At 74.2% G+C, this 25453-nt stretch carries 24 protein-coding genes and 1 tRNA gene; 8 read left to right on the top strand and 17 right to left on the bottom strand.

The features are described from left to right. Nucleotides 1-103: 103 nt before the first annotated feature. Nucleotides 104-4075: a trypsin-like peptidase domain-containing protein gene (locus tag ABEA81_RS02330; protein WP_345602895.1), complete on the bottom strand. Its 3972-nt coding sequence runs from the start codon at nucleotides 4073-4075 to the stop codon at nucleotides 104-106. Between the two features lie 120 nt (nucleotides 4076-4195). On the opposite strand from ABEA81_RS02330, the gene ABEA81_RS02325 reads away from it, so the two are divergent. Beyond that, entirely contained in the window at nucleotides 4196-5077 is an 882-nt protein-coding gene (locus ABEA81_RS02325; RefSeq protein ID WP_345602894.1) for a class I SAM-dependent methyltransferase, read from the top strand. On the opposite strand, the gene ABEA81_RS02320 is transcribed toward ABEA81_RS02325, so the two are convergent. Continuing rightward, nucleotides 5052-5366, bottom strand: coding sequence for a Rossmann-fold NAD(P)-binding domain-containing protein (locus ABEA81_RS02320; protein WP_345602893.1), 315 nt, complete (start codon nucleotides 5364-5366; stop codon nucleotides 5052-5054). The two genes, ABEA81_RS02325 and ABEA81_RS02320, sit on opposite strands and share 26 nt — an antisense overlap. A 73-nt stretch (nucleotides 5367-5439) precedes the next feature. Continuing rightward, nucleotides 5440-6318: a serine/threonine dehydratase gene (locus tag ABEA81_RS02315; RefSeq protein WP_345602892.1), complete on the bottom strand. Its 879-nt coding sequence runs from the start codon at nucleotides 6316-6318 to the stop codon at nucleotides 5440-5442. Nucleotides 6319-6386: 68 nt separating this feature from the next. Between ABEA81_RS02315 and ABEA81_RS02310 the strand changes: the two genes are divergently transcribed. Continuing rightward, complete coding sequence (locus tag ABEA81_RS02310) at nucleotides 6387-7259, top strand: LysR family transcriptional regulator (RefSeq protein WP_345602891.1); 873 nt, start codon at nucleotides 6387-6389, stop codon at nucleotides 7257-7259. Here ABEA81_RS02310 and ABEA81_RS02305 read toward each other — a convergent pair. From ABEA81_RS02305 to ABEA81_RS02290, 4 genes are all read right to left on the bottom strand, one after another. Further along, entirely contained in the window at nucleotides 7231-8457 is a 1227-nt protein-coding gene (locus ABEA81_RS02305) for a macrolide family glycosyltransferase (protein WP_345602890.1), read from the bottom strand. The two genes, ABEA81_RS02310 and ABEA81_RS02305, sit on opposite strands and share 29 nt — an antisense overlap. Beyond that, nucleotides 8454-9149, bottom strand: a complete 696-nt coding sequence (locus ABEA81_RS02300; RefSeq protein ID WP_345602888.1) for a TetR/AcrR family transcriptional regulator — start codon at nucleotides 9147-9149, stop codon at nucleotides 8454-8456. The genes ABEA81_RS02305 and ABEA81_RS02300 overlap by 4 nt, the downstream gene beginning before the upstream one ends. A gap of 309 nt (nucleotides 9150-9458) precedes the next feature. Further along, nucleotides 9459-9866 (bottom strand): hypothetical protein, encoded by a 408-nt coding sequence (locus tag ABEA81_RS02295; RefSeq protein ID WP_345602887.1) that lies wholly within the window; start codon nucleotides 9864-9866, stop codon nucleotides 9459-9461. A 99-nt stretch (nucleotides 9867-9965) separates the two neighbouring features. Further along, nucleotides 9966-11294: an MFS transporter gene (locus tag ABEA81_RS02290; protein ID WP_345602886.1), complete on the bottom strand. Its 1329-nt coding sequence runs from the start codon at nucleotides 11292-11294 to the stop codon at nucleotides 9966-9968. A gap of 228 nt (nucleotides 11295-11522) precedes the next feature. Here ABEA81_RS02290 and ABEA81_RS02285 point away from each other — a divergent pair, with 228 nt between their 5' ends. Then, nucleotides 11523-11909, top strand: a complete 387-nt coding sequence (locus ABEA81_RS02285) for a hypothetical protein (RefSeq protein WP_345602885.1) — start codon at nucleotides 11523-11525, stop codon at nucleotides 11907-11909. Between the two features lie 85 nt (nucleotides 11910-11994). Here the strand turns inward: ABEA81_RS02285 and ABEA81_RS02280 are convergent, their stop codons facing one another. The 10 genes from ABEA81_RS02280 to ABEA81_RS02235 form a co-directional block, all read right to left on the bottom strand. Further along, nucleotides 11995-12381 (bottom strand): VOC family protein, encoded by a 387-nt coding sequence (locus ABEA81_RS02280; protein ID WP_345602884.1) that lies wholly within the window; start codon nucleotides 12379-12381, stop codon nucleotides 11995-11997. 552 nt (nucleotides 12382-12933) lie between these two features. Next, entirely contained in the window at nucleotides 12934-13716 is a 783-nt protein-coding gene (locus ABEA81_RS02275; RefSeq protein WP_345602883.1) for a sulfite exporter TauE/SafE family protein, read from the bottom strand. A 4-nt stretch (nucleotides 13717-13720) separates the two neighbouring features. Beyond that, nucleotides 13721-14386, bottom strand: coding sequence for a rhodanese-like domain-containing protein (locus ABEA81_RS02270; RefSeq protein WP_345602882.1), 666 nt, complete (start codon nucleotides 14384-14386; stop codon nucleotides 13721-13723). Then, nucleotides 14383-15768, bottom strand: coding sequence for an MBL fold metallo-hydrolase (locus ABEA81_RS02265; RefSeq protein ID WP_345602880.1), 1386 nt, complete (start codon nucleotides 15766-15768; stop codon nucleotides 14383-14385). The genes ABEA81_RS02270 and ABEA81_RS02265 overlap by 4 nt, the downstream gene beginning before the upstream one ends. A 68-nt stretch (nucleotides 15769-15836) precedes the next feature. Then, nucleotides 15837-16154 carry a rhodanese-like domain-containing protein gene (locus ABEA81_RS02260; protein WP_345602879.1) on the bottom strand — a complete coding sequence of 106 codons (318 nt, stop codon included), beginning with the start codon at nucleotides 16152-16154 and terminating at the stop codon, nucleotides 15837-15839. Next, a complete protein-coding gene (locus ABEA81_RS02255; RefSeq protein ID WP_345602878.1) occupies nucleotides 16154-16567 on the bottom strand; it encodes a DUF302 domain-containing protein in 414 nt (137 codons plus the stop codon). The genes ABEA81_RS02260 and ABEA81_RS02255 overlap by 1 nt, the downstream gene beginning before the upstream one ends. A 39-nt stretch (nucleotides 16568-16606) precedes the next feature. After that, nucleotides 16607-16873: a metal-sensitive transcriptional regulator gene (locus tag ABEA81_RS02250; protein WP_345602877.1), complete on the bottom strand. Its 267-nt coding sequence runs from the start codon at nucleotides 16871-16873 to the stop codon at nucleotides 16607-16609. A gap of 244 nt (nucleotides 16874-17117) precedes the next feature. Then, nucleotides 17118-17192 (bottom strand) — tRNA-Arg (locus ABEA81_RS02245). A 34-nt stretch (nucleotides 17193-17226) separates the two neighbouring features. Next, nucleotides 17227-17934 (bottom strand): DUF305 domain-containing protein, encoded by a 708-nt coding sequence (locus ABEA81_RS02240; RefSeq protein ID WP_345602876.1) that lies wholly within the window; start codon nucleotides 17932-17934, stop codon nucleotides 17227-17229. Beyond that, nucleotides 17934-18743 (bottom strand): DUF3105 domain-containing protein, encoded by an 810-nt coding sequence (locus ABEA81_RS02235; RefSeq protein ID WP_345602874.1) that lies wholly within the window; start codon nucleotides 18741-18743, stop codon nucleotides 17934-17936. The genes ABEA81_RS02240 and ABEA81_RS02235 overlap by 1 nt, the downstream gene beginning before the upstream one ends. Before the next feature lie 119 nt (nucleotides 18744-18862). On the opposite strand from ABEA81_RS02235, the gene argS reads away from it, so the two are divergent. The 5 genes from argS to thrB all read left to right on the top strand — a co-directional run bounded on the left by argS (nucleotide 18863) and on the right by thrB (nucleotide 25375). After that, complete coding sequence (gene argS, locus ABEA81_RS02230) at nucleotides 18863-20512, top strand: arginine--tRNA ligase (RefSeq protein WP_345602873.1); 1650 nt, start codon at nucleotides 18863-18865, stop codon at nucleotides 20510-20512. Further along, a complete protein-coding gene (gene lysA / locus ABEA81_RS02225; protein ID WP_345602872.1) occupies nucleotides 20509-21951 on the top strand; it encodes a diaminopimelate decarboxylase in 1443 nt (480 codons plus the stop codon). The genes argS and lysA overlap by 4 nt, the downstream gene beginning before the upstream one ends. Nucleotides 21952-22003: 52 nt before the next feature. Beyond that, nucleotides 22004-23323 carry a homoserine dehydrogenase gene (locus ABEA81_RS02220; protein ID WP_425570422.1) on the top strand — a complete coding sequence of 440 codons (1320 nt, stop codon included), beginning with the start codon at nucleotides 22004-22006 and terminating at the stop codon, nucleotides 23321-23323. Beyond that, the gene (thrC, locus tag ABEA81_RS02215; RefSeq protein ID WP_345602871.1) at nucleotides 23320-24396 is read left to right on the top strand and encodes a threonine synthase; all 1077 of its coding nucleotides are present in this window, start codon (nucleotides 23320-23322) and stop codon (nucleotides 24394-24396) included. Before ABEA81_RS02220 ends, thrC begins: the two co-directional genes overlap by 4 nt. Nucleotides 24397-24472: 76 nt before the next feature. Beyond that, on the top strand, nucleotides 24473-25375 hold the full coding sequence (gene thrB, locus ABEA81_RS02210; RefSeq protein ID WP_345602869.1) for a homoserine kinase: 903 nt from the start codon (nucleotides 24473-24475) through the stop codon (nucleotides 25373-25375). Nucleotides 25376-25453: the final 78 nt, after the last annotated feature.

Raw genomic sequence — 25453 nt, 5'->3', positions numbered from 1 at the left:
GACATGCTGTTGGCGTCATACATCGCGCGCCTCCTCTCGGTGGGGTCGGATCGGACGGTTCCGAGCCTAGTGGGGGACGTGATAGCGCACACGCATCGCTGCCTTAAGGCTTTCCAAGGATTCCGTCACAATGCGGGTGCTCGCCGAGCCACCGGGCGAGGGCGTCGAATGCGGCTCGGTCCAGCCGGGCGAGGGCCGGGACGGCCTCCACCCAGCACTCGGTGCCGAGCAGCGCCGCCACGAGACGGCCGGCCCATGCGCGCCGGTCGTGTTCCGGTGCGGTACCGGCGGCGAGCACGACGGTGGCTGCGATGGCGATCCGGCCGGTCGCGGCTGCCCGCTCCTCCGCGCTCTCGATGGTCGGCAGCGCCTCCTCGGCCCGGCTCAGCAGGGTCCACGCGCGATCCGCGTCGCCCGGCGTCGCGGCGGCGAGGGCGGCCAGGGCCCGCACCCGGGCCGCCGCGCCCGCGATCGGACGGGCGACGGCGTCGGCCCACGTCGTCCGGCCCGCCGCCGCGAAGACCTCGACCACGCGCGTGCGCGCCCGGTCCTGCCGGCCTCGATCATCGATGTTCGCCAGCATCGCCCCGGTGCGCCGCGCGATCACCGCGGCCCGGACGGGGTCGCCCGCGCCCTCCAGCGTCACCGCCAGCTGCGCGATCGCCCGCGCCCGCTGGCCGGGGTCCGCGACGTCGTCGACGGCCTGCGCCGTCGCGGCCGCCCGCAGGCGCTCCGCGTCCTCGACCGCACCCGCGGTGCGCAGGGCCGCCGACAGCAGCAGGAATGCGACGACGCGGGTGTAGCCGTCCCCCGATGGCTCCGCGCGGACCGCTGCGGCGGTGGCGGCCGCCCCGTCCCGGTCACCCCGGGCGGCCTGGGCCTCGCAGATGCCGACCAACGCCCAGGAGCGGTGCTCCGGCTCGTCCAGCGCGCGGGCGAGGGTGATCGCATCCTCGACCGCACCGCTCGTGGCGAACGCCGTGGCCACCCGGCCCAGCGCCGCGTCCCGGGCGGACGGCTCCGCGATCCGCTCGGCGACAGCCCGGGCGGCCCGGGCCTCGTCCAGCGCCACCAGGCCGTCCACCACCCGGTCCGCCATCGTCGCGAGCCGGTGCGCGTCGCTCGTCCGCCGCGCCATGTTCTCGGCCTCGACGGCGATGACCTCGGCCCGGCGCGGGTCACGGGCCGTGAGAGCGGCCGCGACGTCGGCCAGCGCGCGCATCCGGCGGCCGTCGCCGGGCACGCGGCGCACCAGTGCCTCGGCCCGGTCGGCGTGGCCGCTGCGGGCGGCATGTTCGGCGATCTCGACGAGTGCGTCGGCGGTCCGGTCTCCGTCCGGGAGCAGGTCGAGCAGCGCCTCGGCACGCCCGGTGTCCCCGACCGCGGCGTGCGCGACGGCCAGCCGTGCGCGAGCCCAGTCCCGCTGGTCGCGGCCGATCCGCTCCGTGACCAGCCGCTCGGATCCGCGCAGCAGCTCGGCGACGACGGCGGGGTCGGCCACCGTCCGGGCGAGCGCGAGCAGCTCGACGAGGGCATCACCGGGGTGAGCCGCCCTGCGGGCCGTGTCGTGCAGCGCGGCGAGCTGCCGCCGCGCGGCCGCGCCGTCTCCCCGCCGCACCGCGCAGCGGACCAGTGCGGCCTGCACCGGGAGCCGCAGCCCCGGACGCCGGACGGTTCCCGCGACCTCCTCCGCCCGGCTCGCCTCGCCCGCATCGGCGAGCGCCACCGCAACCTCGGCGAGGGCGCGGCTGCGGAAACCACCTCGCGGGATGCCGGCGACGAGTGCCTCGGCCCGGTCCGGCTCGCCGACCGCGGCGGCGGCCAGCGCGACGGCGACGCGGGAACCGTGGCCCAGCGGCGCCGCCGCCAGCTCGGCGACGACATCCCGGGACCGCTGCCGATCCCGGCCGGCCAGCGTGGCGGCGACCCGTGCGAGCGCGCCCGTGCGACGTTCCGTCGAGCAGCGGCGCGCCCACCCCAGCGCCCGGTCCGGATCGTGGACGGCGGCCGCGACGGCCATCGTGGCGAGGGCGCCGTCGCGCCTGCCCTCGTCCGGTACCCGGGCTGCGAGCACCTCGGCGTCGTCGAGGCGACCTGCGCACGCGGCAGCGCACGCCGCGGCGGCGAGGGCGGCGGCCCGCCGCTTGCGCTTCGGGAACCCCATGGCGAGCGCCGCGGCCCGATCCCGGCGGCCCAGCGCGGCCCACACCGCCGGCAGCCGCACCGGAACGCGTTTGTTGCGGTCGGTGAGCTCTTCGCGTCGCAGCGCGAGCAGTGTGGCCGCCAGCAGGTCCGGCTCGCGCTCATCTGCCCCCAGGCGCTGGGCCAGCGCGATCTCGTCGAGCGCCGCCGCGTCGCCGCCGGTGGCATCCAGCAGCCGCTCGTGGCGCCGGGGGTCGGCGGCGAGGGCGGCCAGCCGCGCGACGTCGCCCGATGCCGCCAGCACGCGCGGGAAGTCGTGCAGGAGGTAGCCGGGGGTGTCCGGGGGCCAGCCGCGTCGGCGGTGATCCTCGCACCAGCCGGCGAGCCGCCCTCGGTACTTGTCGAGGTGCGACCCGAGCTCCCGTTCGGCGGCGTCCCGCAGCGCCCGGTGCGCGAGGACGTAGCCGCGGTTCGTCCGGGTGGCCACGCTGCGCCCGAACGCGCCAGCGAGCAGGTCCGCGACCCCGAACGGGGACGCGCCGCTCAGCTCGGCGAGGTCATCCCTCGTGAGCCCGCCGCCGGACGCGGTGATCAGCCCGATCAGCTCCTCGTGGAGCGGGCCTTCCCGCAGCCGCTCCGCCAGCTCCCGCTGCGCGAAGAGCTCCACGTCGCGAGCGTGCGGCGAGACCGGGAGCCGGTGGCGGGAGCACCGGTGCAGCGGGTGGTCGGGGGGTACGTCCCGGGGGAGCAGGTGGTCGGGTCTGCTCGTCACGAGCACCGTCGTGCCGGGTGGCGGGCGGCGCGGCAGCAGCGCCGCCATGCCGGGCTCCCGGGTGGCCGGCCCGGTGTCCTCGTCCAGCCCGTCGACGACGATGACGAGCCTGCGCCCGGCGGCGCGGCACCGCCCCGTCGCCGCCTCGACCAGCCCGAGCAGCCCGCGGCGGAGGTCGGCGTTCGTCACGGGCGCGTCGAACGGCCGATCGGCGAGCACGGCGAGCTGCTCGGACACCGCGACGAGGAACGTGCCGCCACCGGTACCGGCGAAGTACGCGACCACGTCGACGTCCCGCGGTGGGTGGAGGGCGAACCAGGCCATGAGCGCGGTCTTGCCGGCCCACGGGGGCCCTTCCCACCACCCGTACTGCTCGGTGAACCCGGCGAGGGCGCGCAGCTCCTCCTCCCGCCCCAGCAGCTCATCGGGGGCGATGTCCTGGATCTGCAGCCGGTACGACGCCGCCCCGGGTCCGGCCACGTCCGGCAGCCGCGGCGGCAGGCCGAGCACCTCCCGCAGGCGGCGCGCCGAGCCACCCGCGCCCTCGTCGAGGAGCTCCGTGACCCGCGCCGCCGCGAGCCGGCCGAGGCCGTCGGACCGGTGGTGGTCGGTGACGACCCCGACGATGCGGCGGCCGGCCCACAGCGCGGCCCCGGACATGCCCTCCCACGGCGAGGCGCGGGGATCCGGATCGCGCTCGGGCGGCGGGACGTCGACCTCGAGGCGCCGGGAGCGCCTGTTCGACAGCGGTGCCACCGTGCCCACCGCGTGGTGCGAGTCGCGGTAGGAGCCGCTCAGCGGGGCGGCGTAGTCCCTCAGCTTGAACCGCGGGAACCCCACGGCCGTCACCGGGGCCACGTCGGGACCGTCACCGATCCGCCCGAAGGCGCAGGCGGGCACGACGTCCGGGGCGTCGACGAGCAGCGCGGCGAGGTCGGAGGCCGGGTCGGCCACCACCTCGACGGCCGGGGTGCTCCACTCACCCGGTGTGTCGGCGTCGAAGCGCAGGCGGACGGCCCGGGCGTCGGCCACCGCGTGGGCCGCGGTGAGCACCACGCCCGACGCGACCCGGTAGCCGGAGCCCCGCCGGCCCGCACCGTCGGGGCCCGCGGCGATGACCTCGGCCACCCGGTGCGGGTCGATGCCCGGCTCCGCGTCCACGGCCGTGATCCCCCCTCGGAACTGCCCGCAACCTACCGGTCACCGGGTGTCCGGGGAACGAGCGGGCGAGCCGGGTAATGCGGTCGCCGCCGGCCAGCTCCGCGATTACGGTCCCGGGCCGTGATCTACGAGCACCCGCTGGCGTACCTGATCGGGCTGGAAGGCATCGCCCTGCTGCGGGGGTTCACCGGGGAGTACGACCGCGAGTTCGTGGAGGCCCGGATCGCGGAGGTCCGGGAGCTGCTGGCCGACGAGTCGCTGGCCGGCGCCGCCGTGGCCGTCGACCGGGTGGGCACGGTCGACGGGTACCGGGTGTGGTCGGCCACCTACGACGACGGGCACAACACGGCTTTCGACTTCGACGAGCCGCTCGTGAAGGAGATCGTGGCCGGGATCCCCGCGGGCGTCGCCGTGGACGCGGCCTGCGGCACCGGCCGGTTCTCGGCGCTGCTCGCCGAGCGCGGGCACCGGGTGATCGGCGTGGACAGCTCGCCGGACATGCTCGCCCGGGCCCGCGCGAACGTCCCCGGCGGCGACTTCCGGTCCGGCGACCTCGCCGCGCTGCCGGTCGCCGACTCCTCCGCCGATCTGGTGACCTGCGGGCTGGCACTGGCCCACGTCCCCGACCTCCGCCCGGCGTTCGCGGAGTTCGCACGCGTGCTGCGTCCCGGCGGCCACGTCGTGGTCTCCGACATGCACCCCGAGCGCATCTTCCGCGGGGCCATCCCCACCTTGCGCGACGCCGAAGGGCGCCCCGGCAGGCTGCCCGGCCACCGCCACCTGGTGGGCGACTACCTGCGTGCGGCGCTCGCCGTGGGCCTGGAGCTGCGCCGGTGCGAGGAGCCCCTCCCCGAACCGGTCGACGGGGTCCCGGACCGGGTGTCGGAGCTCGGGCCGTGGGACGCATGGCCGTGGTCGCTGGCCGCTGTGGTGCCGGAGGCCGCCCGGGCGGCGGACGCCGGCTTCCCGGCCGAGATCATCTGGCACTTCCAGCGACCGTGAGCTGTGGGTAGAGCACCGAGAGCTCGCCGGAGAGCCCGCTGCACACGGAGCGGCTGACGTCGTCGGCGACGACCTCCAACGCGCCGTCCCGGACGCCGTCGAGTGCGAGCGCGGCGATCGTCGCCGGGTCGCTCTTCGGGACGTCGAGGTGGGCGACCATGTCGGTGTCCACGTACCCGACGTGCAGCGCGGTGATGCTGATGCCCCGCGGCGCGAGCTCCAGGCGCAGCGCGTTGGTCATCGCCCACGCCACGTACCCCGGCCGAGCTGCGAGGAATGTCAGTCGCACACCGAATTGCGCGCCGACATACGAACTGCAGTCGGTGTGCCACCACCACTCTTGCCGTGTGACCGCTCGGTGGTCACGAGTTCGCCCCGCACAGTACGAGGCACGGGAGATCGCCGGGGACCCGCCCGGCCAGCCACGCCGCGAAGGGTGCCGCGGCGGCGGGCTCCACCCGCAGCCGGAACTCCTCCCACAGCCGCTCCTGCGCCGAGACGATCTCGGCGTCGGCCACGAGCACCGGCACGGCGTCGCGGGCGCGGAGCACGGCGAAGGGCAGGTCGCCGATCCGCGTGGCGCCGAGGGCCGATGCGGCCACCGAGTCGATCTCGACGTCCACCGGCGCGCCGGCCTCGAGCGCCGCGTGCACCGCCCGGCAGCCGGTCGGCTCGACGGTGACGACCGTGCGGTCCCCGGCGGCGAGGGCGGTACCTGCAGCGAGCCCGCCGCCGCCTGCCGCCACCACGACCGCGTCCACGTCCGGGCACTCCTCGACGACCTCGGCCGTGACCGTGCCCTGCCCGGCCACGACGACGGGGTCGTCGTAGGCGTGCACGTACCGGCCGGGCTCGGCGCGGGCGGCGGCCGCGGCGTCGGCGTAGGTGTCGCCGTGGCGGATCAGCTTGGCGCCGGTCGCCTCGATCCGGCCGGCCTTGCTCTCCGGCACGCCGCTCGGCACGTAGACCACGGCCGGGACGCCGAGGATGCCGGCCGCGGTGGCCACGCCGAGCCCGTGGTTGCCCCCGGACGCCGTCACGACGCGCTCCGGCGGCTCCCCGGCGAGGAGCGCGTTCAGGGCGCCCCGGAGCTTGAACGAGCCACTGCGCTGGAGGTGTTCGAGCTTCAGCACCAGCGGGCGGCCGTCCACCTCGGCGCGCAGCACGGGAGTGCGCCGGACGTGGCCGGCCAGGCGGGTCGCGGCCGCGGCGACGTTCGCGGCCGTGGGAAGGGACGTCATAGGACGAGCATGCGTCCGCCGATCGTTAAGCTGAAGTTCGACCTGCTGGGCGAGCATCAGGAACGCTAATGGCATTGGACGCGGACCGCGTGCGCGTGCTCGTCGAGGTGGCCCATGCCGGTTCGATCGCGGCGGCGGCCGCGCGGATGGGGTTCACGCCGTCGGCGCTCTCCCAGCAGCTCGCCAAGCTGGAGCGCGAGGTCGGCGCTCCGCTGATCGAGCGGGGACGCACCGGCACCCGGCTCACCGGCCCGGGGCGGGTCCTGCTGGAGCACGGGGAACGGGTGGTCGGCGAGCTGCGCGCCGCCGAGCGGGCCGTGCGGGCGGCCGTGGGCGCGGAACCGCAGCGGATCGCGGTCGGCGCCTTCTCGACCGCCGCGCGGACGCTCTTGCCGCGGGCGCTGGCCGCGCTGAAGGCGGGGCGCCCCGGGATCCGCACCTCGCTGGTGGACGTCGAGCCTCCCGAGGGCTACGGCCTCGTCGCCGCGCGCGAGCTCGACCTGCTCGTCACGCACCGCTACCCGGGGGTCACGCTCCCGCCGGCCCGCGGCATGCGTCGTCGGCTCCTCCTGCGGGACCCCCTGCGCCTGGTGCTCCCGCCCGGCCACCGGCTCGCGGCCGCGGAGGAGATCGCGCTCGCCGACGTCGCGGGCGAGGACTGGGTCTCCGGGGCGCCGGGCGTGCCGAACCGGATCTGCCTGGACTCGCTCGGCCCGCTGCCCGTTGCCTACGAGACCAGGGACTACGAGGTCACGCTCGCGCTCGTCGAGGCGGGGCTCGGCGTCTCCTTCGTGCCGGCGAGCATGCTGGCGGGGCGCCGGGTCGTCGCCAAGGACCTTGCCGGGCGTTCCCCGGTCCGCGAGGTCTACGTCGTGCACCCGCCCCGGCCGTCCGCGCCGGTGGTCGAGCTGCTCAGCCGGTTGCGCCCAGCAGGTCCGTGATCGCCCGGACCCCCGCGGGCGGCCCGCCGCCTTCGCCGACGGTGTCGGCGAGCGCCTTCGCGGCGGCGCGGAGCGACGGGTCGGTGAGCGCGCGTTCGACGGCGGCCCGCAGCTCAGCGGGCGGGACGGGCCGGTTCGACAGGTTGTGCCGCAGCACGGCGCCCGCACCCCGCTCGGCGACGGCACGGCCGATGAGCAGCTGCTCGAACTGCTGGGGGACGACGACGAGCGGCACCTCGTTCGCGAGGCCCTCCAGGGCGCTGTTCATCCCGCCGTGGGTGACGAACACCGCGGTGCGCCGGAGCACCTCCAGCTGTGGGACGGACGCACGGACCAGCGTGTTCGCCGGCGGTGGGCCGAGCCGGGCGGGATCGGTGTGCGAGCCGACCGCGATCAGGATCCGCGCGGGGAGGTCGGCGAGCACGTCGAAGCAGGCTCGGAAGAACGCCTCGGTGCCCGAGTGGAGGGTGCCCAGCGACACGAGTACGAGCGGTTCGGGCCCCTCGAGGTGGGCGGCCAACTCGGCGTCGAGCTCGCGGGCGCGGGTGTCCGGGTCGATCGTGGCGCCGATGTAGTGGCACGTCCCGTCGATGCGCGGGTCGGGTCGCTGCAGCCACCGGGGGATGGGGAAGAGCGTGACGTCGCCGAGCGCCGGGAAGGCCGGTCGCGGCGGGAAGAGGTCCTTGCCGAAGCGGCGCACGACCCGCTGCCGGGCCGCCACCGCGGCGGGCATGTCGCGCACGGCGGCGCGGAGGAACTGGAGCCACTCGCGCGCCGTCTGGCTCCGGAACGCATCGGCTCCCACCAGCATCGTGGTCATGAACGAGACCGTGGGCAGGCGCAGGCTCCTCGCCACCAGGTGGCCCCAGATCGCGTTGGAGTCGTGGGCCACCGCGTCGGCCGGTTCGCTGCGCAGCTCCTGCTGCAGGAACGGCACCAGGATCTCGGTGGCGGCGAGGACCCGGACGACGACCCGCACCGGGCTGCCGGTGCGGGTGGCGTCGGCGATGTCCTCGGCCGTGATCGTCCCGGCCGGGTAGGGGCGGAACTCGGCGCCGGTGTGCTCGATGACGTCGCGGAACTGCCCTGTGGAGTAGTACGTGACGCGGACGCCCTGGCGCACCAGCTCCCGGACGAGCGGCAGGCTGGGGTTGACGTGGCCCGCCGCGGGCATGCCCGTCATGACGATGCGGCTCATGCTCGTCCCTCCTGCGCGCTGATCGCGGACGCGAGCGTGGCGCGGAACTGTTCGTATCTCGCGAGTACCGCCGGGGCGACGGCCGCGAGGACGCCGGGGTCGGGGGCCGTCGCCGGCTCCACGGCGGCGTGGACGGTGTGGTGCAGCGCGGCCGCGGTCTCCTCCGGGGAACCGGGCGCGGGCTGCTGGAGGTAGAAGCCGGTCTGCACCGCACCCACCACGTACATCTGGGTGGCGAGGTCCAGGTCGGTGCGCATCAGCCCGTGCTCGCGGAGCAGCCGGAAGAGATCGGCGGCCAGCTCGCCCCGCCAGGTGTGCACGGGGTCGGCGTCCGACCCGCGCGCCAGCTCGCCCAGCACGTCGTCGTCGCGGGTGAACAGCGCCCGCAGCAGCGGCCGTCGCTGCACCTCGGTGTACGTGAGGCGGGCCTGCTCGGAGATCAGCACCGTCGCCGGGTGCCGGCGGATCGCCCCGGCGAGCTCGTCGACGACGCCGAGCGACTCGCGCATGAGCAGGCACACGAACAGCCAGGTGCGAGAGCGGAAGTGCAGGTACACCGTGCCCTTGCCGATGCCGGCGCGCTTGGCGACCTCCTCGATGGTGACCCGCTTGTAGCCCCACCGCAGCACCAGGTCTGCTGCGGCGTCGAGGATCCGCTCTCCGCGGTCGTGACTGGTGACCGGATTTCTCATCTGGTCACTAGACTACTCCCACGTCAGGCGCAGCGCCGTCCGGGCGTCCAATGGGGAGAGACCGCGCCGGGAGGCGAGCAGCAGCGACCCCTCGGGGCCTGCGGGTGTAGACCGGCCGCGACCAGTCGCTGACCCAGCGCCGCCACGCCCTCGCGAAGAGGTCTGCGTGCCGTCGGTGCTCGGCCAGCGCCGCCGGCACCGCGTGGTAGGCCACGGCACGGGGACGGGCCCAGCGCGCGGGCGGGCGCCATCCGGCGAGCAGCGTGGCCGGCCAGGTGGTTCCCGGGTCCGGCGGCACGTAGCGGCCGATCAGGTAGCGCGGGTCGGCGGGCGGGCCGAGCACCTCGTCCAGCGCGGTCGCGTACCGCTCGGAGACCGCGGGATCGGCGCCGGTCCGGCGGAACTGCCACGCCCCGTCTCGTCGGGCGCGATCACGACCGCGTCGGCTCCGCGGTCGATCCGCCCGGCCGCGTGCAGCGCCTCGGCCGTGGCGTAGGCGATCGCCGGGACGTCGGGCGTCGAGCGCGCGACCTCGTGGATCAGCCGCCCAGGCGCCGCGCCGCCCTCCAGGCCCACCACGGTCTCGCCGGCGGCGGGCGGCAGCACGACCCAGGCGCGCCGTCCACCGTGGGCCGGTGCCTCGCCCACCCCGTCGAGCGCGTCCAGCTGGTGTCGCCGCAGCCCGACCCCCGGCCGCAGCCCCGCCAGGTCGGCCACGCGCACCCCCCTCGGTACCCCACGCGTCCGGTGCGAACATCACACACGGCGCGCGCCGTGGGAAACCGAGGGTCCGGCGGCGCGACGGCTACGGAGATCTCAGCGGTCTTCCATGGCGGCCCGCACCGACGGTTCGGGGTCGTACACGTTTCCCCGGCCCCGCATCAGGAGCAGGGCGATCAACGAGACCACCGCGCACCCGACGATGTACCAGCTGATCCCGGTGCTGGACCCCGTGCTCTGCAGGATCGCCGCGGCGATCAACGGTGCCGGCCCGCCCGCGATGACCGAGGCGAGCTGGTAGCCGAGACCCGCTCCGCTGTAGCGGATGTTGGTGCCGAAGGTCTCCGCGATGAGCGCGGCCTGCGGCCCGTACTGCATGTCGTGGAACACCAGCGAGAGAACGATCGCGAGCACGACCAGCGCCCCGACGCCGGTGTTCAGCAGCCCGAAGTACGGGAACGCGTAGAGGCCGACGCAGACGACCCCGATCCCGTACATCAGCTTGCGTCCGATGATGTCGGACAGGTGCCCGAACAGCGGCACGCTCACCAGGCCGATCGCGGCGGCGATCAAGGTGGCGTTCAGCAGGTCACCGCGTGGCAGCCCGAGCGTCGTGGTGCCGTAGCTCAGCACGAACGTGACGAACAGGTAGAACGGCGCCTGTTCGGACAGCCGTACGAACGCGGCGAGGAGGATGTCGCGCCACTGCCGCCTGATCACTTCCACGAGCGGGCGATGGGCGACCGTCCGTTGTGCCTTGACCGCCGCGAACTCCGGGCTCTCCAGCACGCGCAGCCGGACGTAGAGGCCCACGGCGATCAGCAGGATGCTCGCCAGGAACGGCACGCGCCATCCCCACGTGAGGAAGTCCGGCCCGGTCAGCGACGACATGAGCTGGACCATCGCCGTGGAGAGCAGCAGGCCGATGGGCACGCCGAGCTGCGGCCAGCTCGCGTAGAGCCCGCGCCGCTTGCGGGAGCCCCACTCCATCGCCAGCAGCACCGATCCGCCCCATTCGCCGCCGACGGCGATGCCCTGGAGCAGGCGCAGCACCGTGAGCAGGACCGCCGCCGTGACGCCGATGCTCTCGTATCCGGGCAGCACGCCGATGAGGGCGGTGCCGATCCCCATGATCAGCAGCGTGGTGATCAGAGTCGCCTTGCGCCCGATCACGTCGCCGTAGTGGCCGAAGATCGCGGCGCCGATCGGCCGCGCGGCGAACCCGACGAACTGGGTGCTGAAGGCGGCGATCACGCCGACGTACGGGTCTGCCCCCGGGAAGAAGATGTGGGGGAAGACGAGCGCTGCCGCGGTGCCGTACAGGAAGAAGTCGTACCACTCGATGGCGGTTCCGACCGTGCTGGCGACGACCGCGCGGCGTCGCTGCGACCGGATCAACGGGGCTGGTGCAGCGTCTGTGGTCATGGCGGACTCTCCGATCCTGTGCCTCCGCATCGCGGGCTGGTCGGGTCGCCGCCTTGCCGGCAGCTCTGCCGACCGAGCACAAACTCGTCCACCCGCGCCCTGCTGTCAATTGCCGAACCGCAATTGCCGCGCCCGGTCCCGGGTGGACCGTGGACCGGTCGTTTCGCCGGGGCCGGAAACGCCTACTCCGGGGGCGACCCGATCCCTCCGTGCCAGGGGAGCGCGACCATGTTCACGACCGACCCCGTCATGGCGGTCGTGCACGTCACGGCGGCCCCCGACGTGGACCCGTACGCCATCGAGGCAGAGCTGGCCAGGGCGATCAGCACCCACCGCAAGCTCCACGTGACCGCGGAGGTCTCCCGTGCGGACGAGGTGCGCCCGCAGCCCCGGCGAAGTCCCCACCGGCACGGGTTCGTCGCGGTCCTCTCGTTCGCCGACGGGGCGCCGTGGGATCGGGACGAGCTCACGAAGCGCGTGCAGAAGGCCGCGCGGAAGGCGCTGCGCCGCCGTTTCGGCAAGGACGTGCGCGCCCGCGTCTCCATCGCGACGACGGCGGCCGAGCAGTCCGTCTGCTGGTGCACGCTGCGTGGTACGCCCCGCCGGCAGTGCTGAACCGGCAGTGCTGAACCGGCAGTGCTGAACCGGCAGTGCTGAACCGGCAGTGCTGAACCGGCAGTGCTGAACCAGCACCCGCCGATCACGGGCGGCGGTCCGCGAGGACGCAGAACTCGTTGCCCTCCGGGTCGGCGAGGACGACCCAGCTCTCGTCGCCCTGGCCGACGTCCGCGTGCCGGGCACCGAGGCCGAGCAGGCGACGGACCTCGTCGTCCTGGTCCCGGTCGGTGGGGTTGACGTCGATGTGGAGCCTGTTCTTGACGGTCTTCCCCTCCGGCACCCGCGCGAAGGTCAACGTCGGGGGCACCGGGCCGGTGCGGTTCCTGCCTCCGGGCACCGCCGGGGAGCCGATCGTGACGATTCCCCCGTCCTCGTCCTGCACCTCGTAGCCGAGGACCGCGCACCAGAAGCGGGCGAGGCCGCCGGGATCGGCACAGTCGATCGCGAGCTCGGTGAACTTGCTGGTCATGTCGGGACCTCCCGGTCGGCGAGCGGGTCGGACCGACCATGGTCCGACCCGGCCGACGCAGCGGAACTGCCCCTCACCGCGTCGGCGGGCGAAGGGCCGATCATCGGTCACCGTGGTGCTTCTGCACGTGTGCAGCACGGCGGTCGCCGGGCGTGTGGCGGATCGTGCGGTCGCAGGGCTGGGCCTCCCGCGTGCCAGGTCGTGCTGGCGGGCTTGCTCGGCCTGGCCCGCCTGCACGCCGCGACGCGCGGAAATGTCGGCGTCCCACGGCGGAATGACCTCTGTCCAGAGCACCCAGCGAGGAGACGCCGCTGATGACTGTGCGCGCCACGCACGTCGACTCCGGCGTCGCAAGATCAGTCAACTGAACTCCGGAGCTGCGGCGGCAAGCCGTTCATGCGGGGTCGGAACGTCTGCCGGGGCCGGAGGCCTGACAGTGCAGGCGGCGGCTCTGATCCGACGTTGGGGGCCGGGCCAGCCGACGATGGGGGCCTCGGGTGGCCTCCGCAGGACCGACAACCCACGTCAAGACCTGGACCGCCCCGCTGCGGCTCAGCCGGTCACGGCTGCGGGGTTGAGCAGGGTCTGAACCGTGACGAAGGCCGCGACGGCCAGCACGAGGTAGGCGAACCAGCGGCGGAGCCGGTCGGCGGGCAACCGGGTGGCAACCCGCCCGGCGATCACGGAGCCGACGATCGCGGCGAGGGTGAACGCGGCGGTCAGCCGATGGTCCAGGGTGGTGTCGCCGGCATGGGCGGCGAACCCGGCGGCGGAGTTGATGACGATGACCAGCAGCGAGGTGCCGACGGCCACGGTCATGGGCAGGCCCAGCAGCAGCACGAGAGCGGGGATGATCAGGAAGCCGCCGCCGACGCCGAACAGGCCGGTGAGAAAACCCACCACCAGCCCGGAGCCGATCGCCTTGGGTAGACAGCCGCGCCAGTTCACCCCGCCCCCGGGCAGCGCGCAGTCCCCGCCCTCGGCGGTCTGTTCGCGCAGCATCCGCACCGCGGCGACGGCCATGATCACCGCGAACCCGACCAGCACGACCCGGGGGTCGAGCAGCCGGTTGACTGCCGCCCCGGCGAACGCCGCCCCGGCCCCGGCCGCCCCGAACACCCCGGCGATGCGCCACGCGACCTGACCGTGGCGCAGCCTGGGCAGCAGGGCGGCCGCGGAGGAGATCGCGACGACGAGCAGTGACATCGGCACCGCCGCCGACAGAGGCACCCCGGCGCCGTAGACCAGGGCGGGCACTGCCAGGATCGACCCGCCACCGCCGAGCAGCCCGAGCAGCACCCCGATGACCAGCCCGAGTCCGGTCCCGGCGAGCACCGCGCTACTCGGTGGGCGACGGCGCGGGGTGGGCCGCCGCCCCGGTCGGGAGCTGGGCGAGGACCTCAGCGGGGGCGCGGTCGCGGGGGCCGCGGTTGTAGGGCAGCGCGGACAGCACCCGGGCCATGGTGCAGGTGTCGGTCAGCGCGGACACGGTCAACCCGGCCCCGATCCCGGCGGAGAGCAGCCGTGCTCTGGGGGCACGCAGCCCGGCGACCAGCCCGGCCAGCACCAGCGTCCCCGCGACGAGGCGGACCTGGCGCTCGAGTGACCAGCGGGCCCGGCCTCGCACGAGACTGCCGTCCGTCTCATTGCCGCCGTCACCGCCATCGCCCCCGCTGCGGGCGTAGGCGGTGATGCCGCCGTCGAGGACGTGGACCCGGTCCGCGCCGACTGCGGCGAGGCGCTGTCGGGCCTGTGCGGCCCGCGGCCCGGACTGGCAGATCAGCACGACGTGGCGGTCGAGCCGGGAGGCCACCTGCTCGGCGTGCTCGTCGAGCAGGTTCAGCGGCACGTTGTAAGAGCCGCGGATGTGCACGGCCTCGAACTCCGCAGGCGTGCGGACGTCCAGCACGGTCACCGTGTCGGGCTGGGCGAGCCACGCGCGGAGCGTGGCCGCGTCGACCCGCTCCGGATGGGCGCGGCGGTGGCTGTAGTGGGGCTGGGTCATCGGGGGGACCTCCGGGTGCTGGCGCTGGGGCCTTCGGTGGGGCGCTCGTCCTCCAGGCCGGCGGCGTTCGCGGCGTCGTAGGAGTCGTTGATCAGCACGACGTGGCGGCCTGGGCCGTCCAGCACCGAGGCCGCGATGGAGGCGCGGTAGCCGGAGCCGCAGTAGACCCACACCTCGCCCCGGGGGACCTCGTCGATGCGGTCGGCCAGCTCGTGCAGCGGGATGTGCTGGGACCCGGCCACGTATCCGCGGGCCCGTTCGTCGTTGCGGCGGGCGTCGAGGACCTGCACCGGTCCCTGCTCGCGGGCCTTGGCCAGCCCCGCGAAGTCGGTCACCGGGTAGGAGCGCAACGGCCGCCCGTCGGCGAGGGTCTCGATGTCACCGGTGGCGGCACCGGCGATCTCGTCGATGCCGATGCGGACGAGCTCGCGGCGGGCCTCGGCGACCTGCTCCGGAGTCTCCCCGATCAGCGTCAGCGGGGTGCCGTAGCGGTAGAGCCAGCCCAGGTAGGTCACGAAGTTGATGGACAGCTCGAACCCGAGCGAGCCGGCCAGGTGCCCGGCCGCGAACGCGGTGCGATCCCGCAGGTCCACCACCCATTCACCGGCCTCGATGCGGCGGCGCAACTCGGCCGGCTCGACCGGCTCGGGCGGCGACAGGTCCACCGGTGCGGCCCCGCGCCGGTTGATCGGGCCCATGTGGGCGTAGTAGGCGGGGTAGGCGTCCAGCCCGGCGAGCAGCGTGTCGACGTAGTCCTGCTCGGCCAGCGTCAACGCCGGGTTCACCCGGGCCTGCTCACCGATCGTTGAGGCGTCACCGCTGGTCGGAGTGGCCGAGCAGAAGCTGCCGAAACCGTGGGTGGGCATCACCGCGGCCTCGTCCGGCAGCTCCGCGGCCAGCCGCCGCACCGACCGGTACTGCGCGTGACTCAGCGCCACGGTGTCGTCCGGGCTGACCAGATCAGTGCGACCGGTCGCGCCGTAGAGCATCGACCCGCCGGTGAACACCGCCCGCACCCCACCGCCCGTGTCGGCCAGGACGTAGCTGACGTGGTGGTGGGTGTGCCCAGGGGTGTGCAGCACCCGCACCCGCATCCCGCCGACCTCCAACACGGCGCCGTCGGCGACGCTGGTGTGCTCGAACTCCACGTCGCTACCCGCCGGAAGCACGTAGGTCGCGTCGGTGGCCTGGGCGAGTTCCAGCCCGCCGGTGACGTAGTCGTTGTGCACGTGGGTCTCCAACACGTGGCTGACCCGCACCCCGAGCTCGGCGGCCAGCGCCTGCACCCGGTCGATGTCGCGCTGCGGATCCACCACCACGGCCACTTCCGCGTCGTGGGCCAGGTAGCTGCGGTCACCCAAGCTGGACGTCTCGATCGTCACGATCTGAACCATGACTTCCCTTCCCTACCCCGTAGGGTATACGCATTCGAAAAGTGAAAGGCGTCGCGTCAGGCGACGCGGCCGGGGCCGCCATCGGCGGCGGTGAACGGCAGGCCGGCCTGCGACCAGGCGGCCATCCCGCCGTCCATGGTCTCGGCGGTGAGCCCCGCCTGGGTCAGGTGCTCGCTCGCTTTCCCGGCGCGGCCTCCGCTGCGGCACACCGTGACCACCGGGCGGCCGCGCTCGAGTTCGGCCAGACGTGCCGGCAGTTGCGCCAGCGGGATGTGGACCGCGCCCTCGATGCGGCCGGCGTTCCACTCGGCGTCCTCGCGGATGTCGAGCAGCTGCACGTCCTGGCGACGTTCGTATGCGGTCTTGGGGTCCATCAGGTCTCCTCCTCGGTGTGGCTGGTCAGGGTGTCCAGCACGGTCTGCAGACGGCGGGCCGCGTCCTGGGCGATGGGCTGCAGCTCTTCTCGGCCCATGACGGCAGCCATGATCAGGGGATCGAGGATCTGCACCTTTGCGCCGCGGTCCTGGCCGCTGACCACCACGTTGCACGGCAGCAGCACACCGATGCTGCGGTCGATGTCCAGCGCCCGGTGCGCCAGTTCCGGGTTGCAGGCCCCGAGAATGACGTAGGGCTCCATCTCCAGGCCCCGCTTCTCCCGCAACGTGGCCTGCACGTCGATCTCACTCAGCACGCCAAAGCCCTGCTCGGCCAGCGCCTCACGAGTCCGCGTGACCGCCTCGGCATAGGGCAGCGCGACGGTGACGCTGCGCTCGTAGGCGACATCCATGTCGACTCCTCCGACGGTGTCCTCGATGTTGGCGAGATGTCAGGCGAGAGACAGGAACAGCCGCTCCAGCTCCTCCTCGTTCAACCGGCGAATTCCCGCGTCGTCCTGAACCATGCACTGCCGCATGCCCGTCGCGATGATCTTGAACCCGGCGCGGTCCAACGCCCGGGACGCGGCCGCGAGCTGCGTCACCACGTCCGAGCAGTCCCGGCCCTCCTCGATCATGCGCACGATCCCGCCGATCTGGCCCTGCACCCGCCGCAGCCGTCCGAGCACATCCACCAGCTGCGCGCTGTCCACGTCCACGTCCCGCTCCTGCCTCTCAACTACCCCCGGGGGTATAACGCCGAGACTAGCCCGGCATTCCCGAGGCTCTCCGATGGCGGGTCGCGGAGGCACTCGGCCACCGGGAGGGGTAGCGGAACTTCTGCACGTATTCAGCACAGACGCTCGGCAATGGCCCGTCACGGTCGTACGCGGCCGGACTCGACAAGACCGGCCCCTCACCCTGTTCGTGCTGGTGAGGGGCCGCATCTCGTGGTCACCGTGATGGTGCCCCCGGCAGGATTCGAACCTGCGCTCCCGCCTCCGGAGGGCGGTGCTCTATCCCCTGAGCTACGGGGGCCGTGCGATGCACCAACCCTAGCGCACGCCCGGATCTAGAGCGGCAGGGGTTGCCCCCCGCGCTCGGTGAGCAGCTGGCGCAGGTAGTCGCTCTCGGTGTTCTGGGAGCGGAGCATCTGGGCGGCCAGGTTCCGGACCTGCGGCACGGCCGCGTGCTCGGCCCCGTACTGCAGCATGCCGGCGCCGCCCTGGTGGTGGCGGAGCATCAGCTGCAGGAACATGACGTCGAGCTGGGGCCCCGTGGCGGCGCGCAGGGCGGCGAGCTCGTCGCCGCTCGCCATGCCCGGCATCGTGGTGGCCCCGCCCGCCGCTGCGAGGCCGTGGTCGTGCGACGGCTCGGTCATCCAGGCCATGTGCTTCCCGCCTGCCGGCAACGACGGGGCGCCCCACAGCTCGAGCCACCCCTGCATGCGGCCGATCTGGGAGGTCTGGGTGGCCGCGATGTCGGAGGCGATCTGGTGCACGACGGGGTCGGTGGTGTGGTCGCGCTCCCACGAGGCCATCGTCACAGCCTGCTCGTGGTGCACCGTCATGTCCTGGGCGAACCCGACGTCCACCGAGCCCAGCTCGGGCACGGCGGGCGCTCCCGAGCCGGGGGCCCCGCCGACGAGCAGCCCGCCGGCCGCACCCAGCAGCAGGAGCCCGACGACCGCGACGACGGCGAGGACGGGGCGGATCCAGCGGGCCTCCCGCGGAGCCTGCTGCTCCGCATCGGCCGGCGCGGCGGGGCTGGTCACGGCCATCACGAACCGGTGGCCGGTGCCGCCCCGCCCGGCGCCATCCCGTCCGGTGTCGGCTGGCCCGCGGTCTCCGGGTACGCGCCCGGCGCGCCCGGTGCGGGCGCGGGCTCGAACGGCGGCGGGTTGTCCTGCTGGAAGCCGCCCTCCTGCGGGCCGATCTCGTTGCAGCTCGCGCCGGGCTCCGGGTACTGGTACTGGTTCAGGCGCAGCGCGGTGATGAACTGGTCGATCCGCGGGTCGTTCGCGTCGGCCAGCTTCAGCTGGTGGCCCCATGACTGCAGCGAGATCGGCTGGTCGAGCCCGGGGAAGGGGGACATCAGCATGTACGGCTGGCCCTGCACCTTGCTGCGCAGCGTCTCGAGCGCGTCGCCGGTGACCTGGTCCGGGTTGTAGGCGATCCAGACGGAGCCGTGCTCCAGCGAGTGCACGGCGTTCTCGCTGCGGATGGCCACCGGGTAGACGACGCCGGTGCAGGTGGCCCAGCTGTAGTCGTGGGCGCCGCCCATCGGCGGGGCGTGGGTGTACGCCACGTGCGTGGCCCGGTCGACGTGCAGCCCGCCCTCGTACGGCTGGACCTGCACGCCGGGGATCTGCGTGGACGGGTCCTGCTTCTCCGCGGTGGGCGTGAAGGGCGCCATGGCGTCGGCCTGCTGCTGGTTCTCCTGGTTGCGCAGGAACGCGTAGCCGAACACGACGCCTGCGAAGAGCGCCACGACGACGACGGCCGCGATGAGTCCCCACGGGGTGGACTTCTGGACGACCACCGTCGGCCGGGACTTGCGGGTCGTCTTGCTCGTCTTGCCGCTGACCATGAACCGTCCAGACCTCGGAATCCGGGGCGTCGCACCGTCACTCTGACGGCCCCTTGCGAGAACGCAGTGTAGGAGCGGCGCATGAGAAACCCGTGAGCGCACCTGCCTAGACTTGACTGGTGACTCCCGACGTGCTTGCCGAACTGGTCCGTGCCGCCGCGTCCGACGTGCTGACGCGACGCGGCCTCGACCTCACGGCGCTGCCCGTCGACGTCGCCGTGGAGCGGCCGCGCAACCCCGAGCACGGCGACTACGCCACCAACGTGGCCATGCGCACCGCCAAGAAGGCCGGTGTCGCCCCGCGCGACCTGGCCGGCTGGCTGGCCGAGGAGCTGGCCGGGCGCGAGGGCGTGACCAGTGCCGAGGTGGCGGGCCCTGGCTTCATCAACATCCGGCTGGCCGCCGACGCCCAGGGCGCCCTCGTCGGGAACGTGCTCGCGGCGGGCGATGGCTACGGCACCGGCGACGACTACGCCGGGCGGAACGTGAACCTGGAGTTCGTCTCCGCCAACCCGACGGGCCCGCTGCACATGGGCGCCACCCGCTGGGCCGCGGTCGGCGACGCACTGGGCCGCGTGCTGGCGGCGCGGGGGGCGAAGGTCACCCGTGAGTACTACTTCAACGACGCCGGCGCGCAGATCGACCGGTTCGTCCGGTCGCTGGTCGCAGCGGCTCAGGGCCGGCCGACGCCCGAGGACGGCTATGCGGGCGCCTACATCGGCGAGGTCGCCCAGGAGGTCGTGGCGGCCGAGCCGGGGGTGCTGGACCTGCCCGACGCCGAGCGCGACGAGGCGTTCCGGCGCGTGGGCGTCGGGCGGATGTTCGACAGCATCAAGAGCACGCTGCACGACTTCGGCACCGACTTCGACGTGTTCTTCCACGAGCAGTCGCTGCACGAGTCGGGCGCGGTCGACGCGGCCGTCCAGCGGCTGAAGGACTCCGGCGCCCTCTACTTCGCCGACGGGGCGTGGTGGCTGCGGTCCAAGGACTTCGGCGACGACAAGGACCGGCCGGTCATCAAGAGCGACGGCACCCCCGCCTACATCGCGGGCGACCTCGCCTACCTGCTCGACAAGCGCTCGCGCGGCTTCGACCTGTGCATCTACATGCTCGGTGCCGACCACCACGGCTACATCGGCAGGCTCAAGGCCGCCGCGGCGGCGTTCGGTGACGACCCGGCCGTGGTCGAGGTGCTGATCGGGCAGCTGGTCAACCTCGTCAAGGACGGCAAGCCGGTGCGGATGAGCAAGCGCGCAGGCAACACGGTCACGATGGACGACCTGGTCGAGGCCGTCGGGGTCGACGCAGCGCGGTACTCGCTGGTGCGCTCGTCGGTCGACTCGCCGCTCGACATCGACCTCGACCTGCTCGTCAAGCGCTCGAACGACAACCCGGTCTTCTACGTCCAGTACGCGCACGCCCGGCTGGCCTCGCTCGCCCGCAACGCCGCCGACCTGGGCGTCGAGCCGGGTGACTCGTACGGCCTGCTGGAGCACCCGCGCGAGGGCGACCTGATCCGCACGATCGGCGAGTTCCCGGCCGTCGTCACCACCGCGGCCGAGCTGCGCGAGCCGCACCGGGTGGCCCGCTACCTCGAGCAGCTGGCGAGCGCCTACCACAAGTTCTACGACACGTGCCGCGTGCTGCCGATGGGCGACGAGGAGGTCGGTGACCTGCACCGCGCCCGCCTCGCGCTCTGCGTCGCCGCACGCCAGGTCTTCGCCAACGGGCTCGCGCTGCTCGGTGTGAGCGCGCCGGAGCGGATGTGAACGCGCACCCCGCCGGCCCGCTGCACGCCGGCATCTCGGTTCCGCCGGAGACCGCGGGTCCCCGCCCGCAGGACGCGGCCGGGCTCGACGAGCTCGCGCCGGCCGTCTGGCCGCGCAACGCCGCCCGTGGCGATGCCGGCGCGCTGGAGGTCGGCGGCGTCGACGTGCGCGATCTCGCCGAGCGCTACGGCACCCCGCTCTTCGTGCTCGACGAGGCCGACTTCCGCTCCCGCGCCGCGGAGTTCGCGGCCGCGTTCGGGGCGGAGGCCGTGCACTACGCGGCGAAGGCGTTCCTGTGCACCGAGGTGGCGCGCTGGGTCGCGGAGGAGGGGCTCTCCCTGGACGTCGCGAGCGGCGGTGAGCTGGCCGTCGCGCTGCGCGCGGGCTTCCCGGCGGAGCGGATCGCGCTGCACGGCAACAACAAGTCGATCGACGAGCTGGTGGCCGCCGTGGAGGCGGGCGTCGGGCGGGTCGTGCTCGACTCGTTCCACGAGATCGCCCGCCTCGACGCGGTGGCGCGCGAGCGCGGCGTCGTCGTGCCGGTGATGGTCCGGCTCACGGTGGGTGTCGAGGCGCACACGCACGAGTTCATCGCCACCGCCCACGAGGACCAGAAGTTCGGCTTCTCGATCGCGGGTGGCGAGGCGAGCGCGGCGGCCGAGGCGGTGCGGCGGGTGCTCGCGGCCGACGGCCTGCGGCTCGTGGGCCTGCACAGCCACATCGGCAGCCAGATCTTCGACACCGAGGGCTTCGAGGTGGCGGCGCACCGCGTCGTGCGGTTCCTCGCCCGCCTGCGCAAGGAGCACGGTGGCGACACGGTGGCGGCGCTCACCACCCTCGACCTGGGCGGTGGCTTCGGCATCGCCTACCGGGCCGACGAGACCCCGGTCGACGTCCCGGAGCTGGCGGAGGAGCTGCGCGGGATCGTCAAGCGCGAGTGCCACGCCGAGGACCTGGACGTGCCGCGGATCGCCGTGGAACCGGGCCGGGCGATCGCCGGGCCGGCGGGGATCACGCTCTACACGGTGGGCACGCTCAAGGACGTGCCGCTCGGCGGCTCCTCGATGCGGCGCTACGTGAGCGTCGACGGGGGGATGAGCGACAACATCCGCACCGCGCTCTACGACGCCGTGTACGACTGCCGGCTCGTCTCCCGGTCGTCCGAGCGCGACGGCAGCGGTGACGCGGTGCTGTCGCGGGTGGTCGGCAAGCACTGCGAGAGCGGCGACGTCGTGGTGCGCGACTGCTGGCTGCCCGCCGACCTCGCCCCCGGCGACCTCCTCGCCGTGGCCGCCACCGGCGCCTACTGCTACTCGATGGCGAGCTCCTACAACCGCCTGCCCCGGCCCGCCGTGGTGGCCGTGCGCGACGGCGAGGCGCGGGCCCTGCTGCGCCGCGAGACGCTGGAGGACCAGTTCCGGCTGGAGGTTCCGGCGTGAGTACGCGCACCCGGGGTGCCGCGGGCACCAGGGCACCAGCGAGGATCGGGGCGTGAAACCGATCCGCGTGGCCATGCTGGGCTGCGGCACGGTCGGCCGGGAGGTCGTGCGGCTGCTGCGCGAGCAGGCCGACGAGCTGGCCGCCCGCGCGGGCGCCCCGGTCGAGCTGGCCGGGGTGGCGGTGCGCCGCCCCCACAAGCACGCCGACCTCGGCGACCTGCTCACCGCCGACGCACCCGGCCTGGTCACGCGCGACGACGTGGACGTGGTCGTCGAGGTGATCGGCGGCATCGAGCCGGCCCGCACGCTGCTGCTGGAGGCGCTGAAGGCCGGGAAGTCCGTGGTCACCGCCAACAAGGCGCTGCTGGCGGAGGACGGTGCATCGCTCGCCGTGGCCGCCGACGCCTCGGGCGTCGACCTGTACTACGAGGCCGCCGTGGCCGGCGCGATCCCGCTGCTGCGCCCGCTGCGCGAGTCGCTGGTGGGAGACCGGATCACGCGCGTCGCCGGCATCGTCAACGGGACCACGAACTTCATCCTCTCCGCGATGGCCGCCTCCGGCGCGAGCTACGCCGACGCGCTCGAGGAGGCCACGCGGCTGGGCTACGCCGAGGCCGACCCGAGCGCCGACGTCGACGGCTACGACGCCGCGTCCAAGGCCGCGATACTCGCGTCGCTGGCCTTCCACACCCGCGTCACCGCCGCCGACGTGCACTGCGAGGGCATCCGGGCGGTCACCGCGGGCGACATCGCGGCCGCGTCGGCGATGGGCTGCGTGATCAAACTGCTTGCGATCTGCGAGCGGGCGCCCGCCGACGCGTCGATGCCCGAGTCGGTGTCGGCGCGCGTGCACCCCGCGATGATCCCGGCGACCCATCCGCTCGCCGCCGTCGACGGGGCCTTCAACGCCGTGTTCGTCGAGGCCGAGGCCGCCGGCCAGCTGATGTTCTACGGGCAGGGCGCGGGCGGCGCGCCCACGGCGAGCGCCGTGCTCGGCGACCTCGTCGCGGTGGCCCGCAACCGGGTGCTCGGCGGGCGCGGGCCGCGGGAGTCGGCGTACGCGAGCCTGCCCGTCCGTCCGATGGGCACCCTGCGCACGCGCTACCACGTGAGCCTCGAGGTCGTCGACCGCGCGGGCGTGCTCTCGACGATCACCGGCGAGTTCGCCCGGCACGGCGTGAGCATCGCGGCGGCCCGGCAGACGGGCGAGGGCAACGGCGACGGCTCCGCGCGGATCGTCGTCGTCACGCACAAGGCGCCGGAGGCAGCGCTCGCCGCCACGGTGGACGTGCTGGCCGGGCTCGACGTCGTGCACGGCGTCCACAGCGTGCTTCGGGTCGAGGACCTGGGCCGGAAGGGAGTTGCGGGATGACCGCCGCGCAGAAGCTCACCCGCTGGCCGGGGGTGATCGAGGCCTACCGGGAGCGGATGCCGGTCCAGGAGGGCTGGACCGTCGTCACGCTCGGCGAGGGCGGTACCCCGCTGCTGCCCGCACCGCACCTGTCCGCGGCCACCGGCTGCGAGGTCCTCCTCAAGGTCGACGGCGCGAATCCCACGGGCTCGTTCAAGGACCGCGGGATGACGATGGCGGTCACGCACGCGCTCGCCGAGGGCAAGCAGGGCGTGCTCTGCGCGTCCACCGGCAACACCTCCGCCTCCGCCGCCGCCTACGCCACGCGCGCCGGGATGACCTGCGCCGTCCTCGTGCCGCGGGGCAAGATCGCGCTCGGCAAGCTGGCCCAGGCCGTGGCGCACGGGGCCCGGATCCTGCAGATCGACGGCAACTTCGACGACTGCCTCGAGCTCGCCCGCAAGACCACGGCCGACTACCCGGTGGCCGCGCTCGTCAACTCCGTGAACCCCACCCGGATCGCCGGCCAGGCGAGCGCGGCGTACGAGATCTGCGACGAGCTCGGCCGCGCGCCCGACGTGCACTGCCTGCCGGTGGGCAACGCGGGCAACATCACCGCGTACTGGCAGGGGTACCGCGCCTACCTCGCCGACGGGCTGATCCACACGCCGCCGCGGATGTTCGGGTTCCAGGCTGCGGGCGCGGCGCCGCTCGTGCGGGGCGAGCCGGTGGTGGCGCCGGAGACGATCGCCACCGCGATCCGGATCGGCGCGCCGGCCTCGTGGGCGGGTGCCATGAAGGCGCGCGACGAGTCGGACGGCCGCTTCGCCGCCGTCACCGACGACGAGATCCTGTCCGCCTACCGCCTGCTCTCGGCGCGCGAAGGCGTGTTCGTCGAGCCTGCGTCGGCCGCGAGCGTGGCCGGGCTCCTGCAGTCCGCCGCGGACGGCACGCTGCCCCGTGGCTCGCTGGTGGTGTGCACGGTCACGGGCCACGGCCTGAAGGACCCGGATACGGCGCTGCTGGCGGCACCCGAGCCCACGGTGGTGCCGATCGACCCCGGCGCGGTGGCTGCCGCACTGGAGCTGCGGTGAGCCCCGACGCCGGCTTGGAGGCCGGGCAGCCGTCTCGTGCCGGCACAGCCACCGCGCCGGCGCCGGGTGGGCACTGATGGGGCGGCCCCGTGAGGTCCGGGTGCGGGTGCCGGGCTCCTCGGCCAACCTCGGTCCCGGCTTCGACTCGCTCGGGCTCGCCCTCGGTCTCCACGACTCGGTCGAGGTGTCGGTGGCGCCCGAGGGCGTCGTGATCGAGGTGTCCGGCGAGGGTGCGGGCCGCGTGCCGTGCGACGAGGCGCACCTCGTGGCCAGGGCGATGCGCTCGGCGTGGGACGTCGTCGGGGACGCCCCGCCCGGTATCCGGATGCGTTGCCGCAACGCGATCCCGCACTCGCGCGGGCTGGGCAGCTCGGCGGCCGCAGCCGTGGCGGGCGCGACGGCAGCCGTGGTGCTCGCCGGGCGCGACGCCGAGCTGGAGCGGGACGCGATCCTGCAGGTCGCGGCCGGGATGGAGGGCCACGCGGACAACGCGGCCGCCAGCCTGCTCGGCGGGTTCGTCATCGCGTGGGACGCCGGCCGGAATACGTCGCAGCGGTTCAGCGCTGTACGGCTCGAGACGCATCCGGGCATCCACCCGGTTGCGCTCGTCGCGGGAACCGAATCGCTCACCAGCACCACGCGCGGGCTGCTGCCCGACCGCGTCCCGCTGGTCGACGCGGCCTTCACCGGCAGCCGCACCGCGCTCGCCGTGCTGGCGTTCACCCAGCGGCCCGAGCTTCTGCTGCCGGCCACGGAGGACCGGCTCCACCAGCACTACCGGCGCCCGGCCTACCCGGACTCGGCCGACCTGGTCGACACGCTGCGTGACCGCGGCATCCCCGCTGCGATCTCGGGAGCCGGCCCCACCGTGCTGGCCCTCACCGCAGACGGCACGCTGCCCCCGGACCTCGACCTGCGCGGGTACACCGCACTCGCGCTGCCCGTCGACGGCACGGGTGCGACGGTCGAGATCGGCTGATCTTCGTCCAACCGGCGCGCCATGACAGGGGGTTGTTGCCGCGATCAGGGCGGACCGTCTACGCTCGGCACCGCAACG

Source organism: Pseudonocardia adelaidensis, from assembly GCF_039543345.1.
GTDB classification, from domain to species: Bacteria; Actinomycetota; Actinomycetes; order Mycobacteriales; family Pseudonocardiaceae; genus Pseudonocardia; species Pseudonocardia adelaidensis.
Note: the sequence above shows the minus strand (reverse complement) of the source record. Positions and strands in the feature narration are given on the sequence as shown.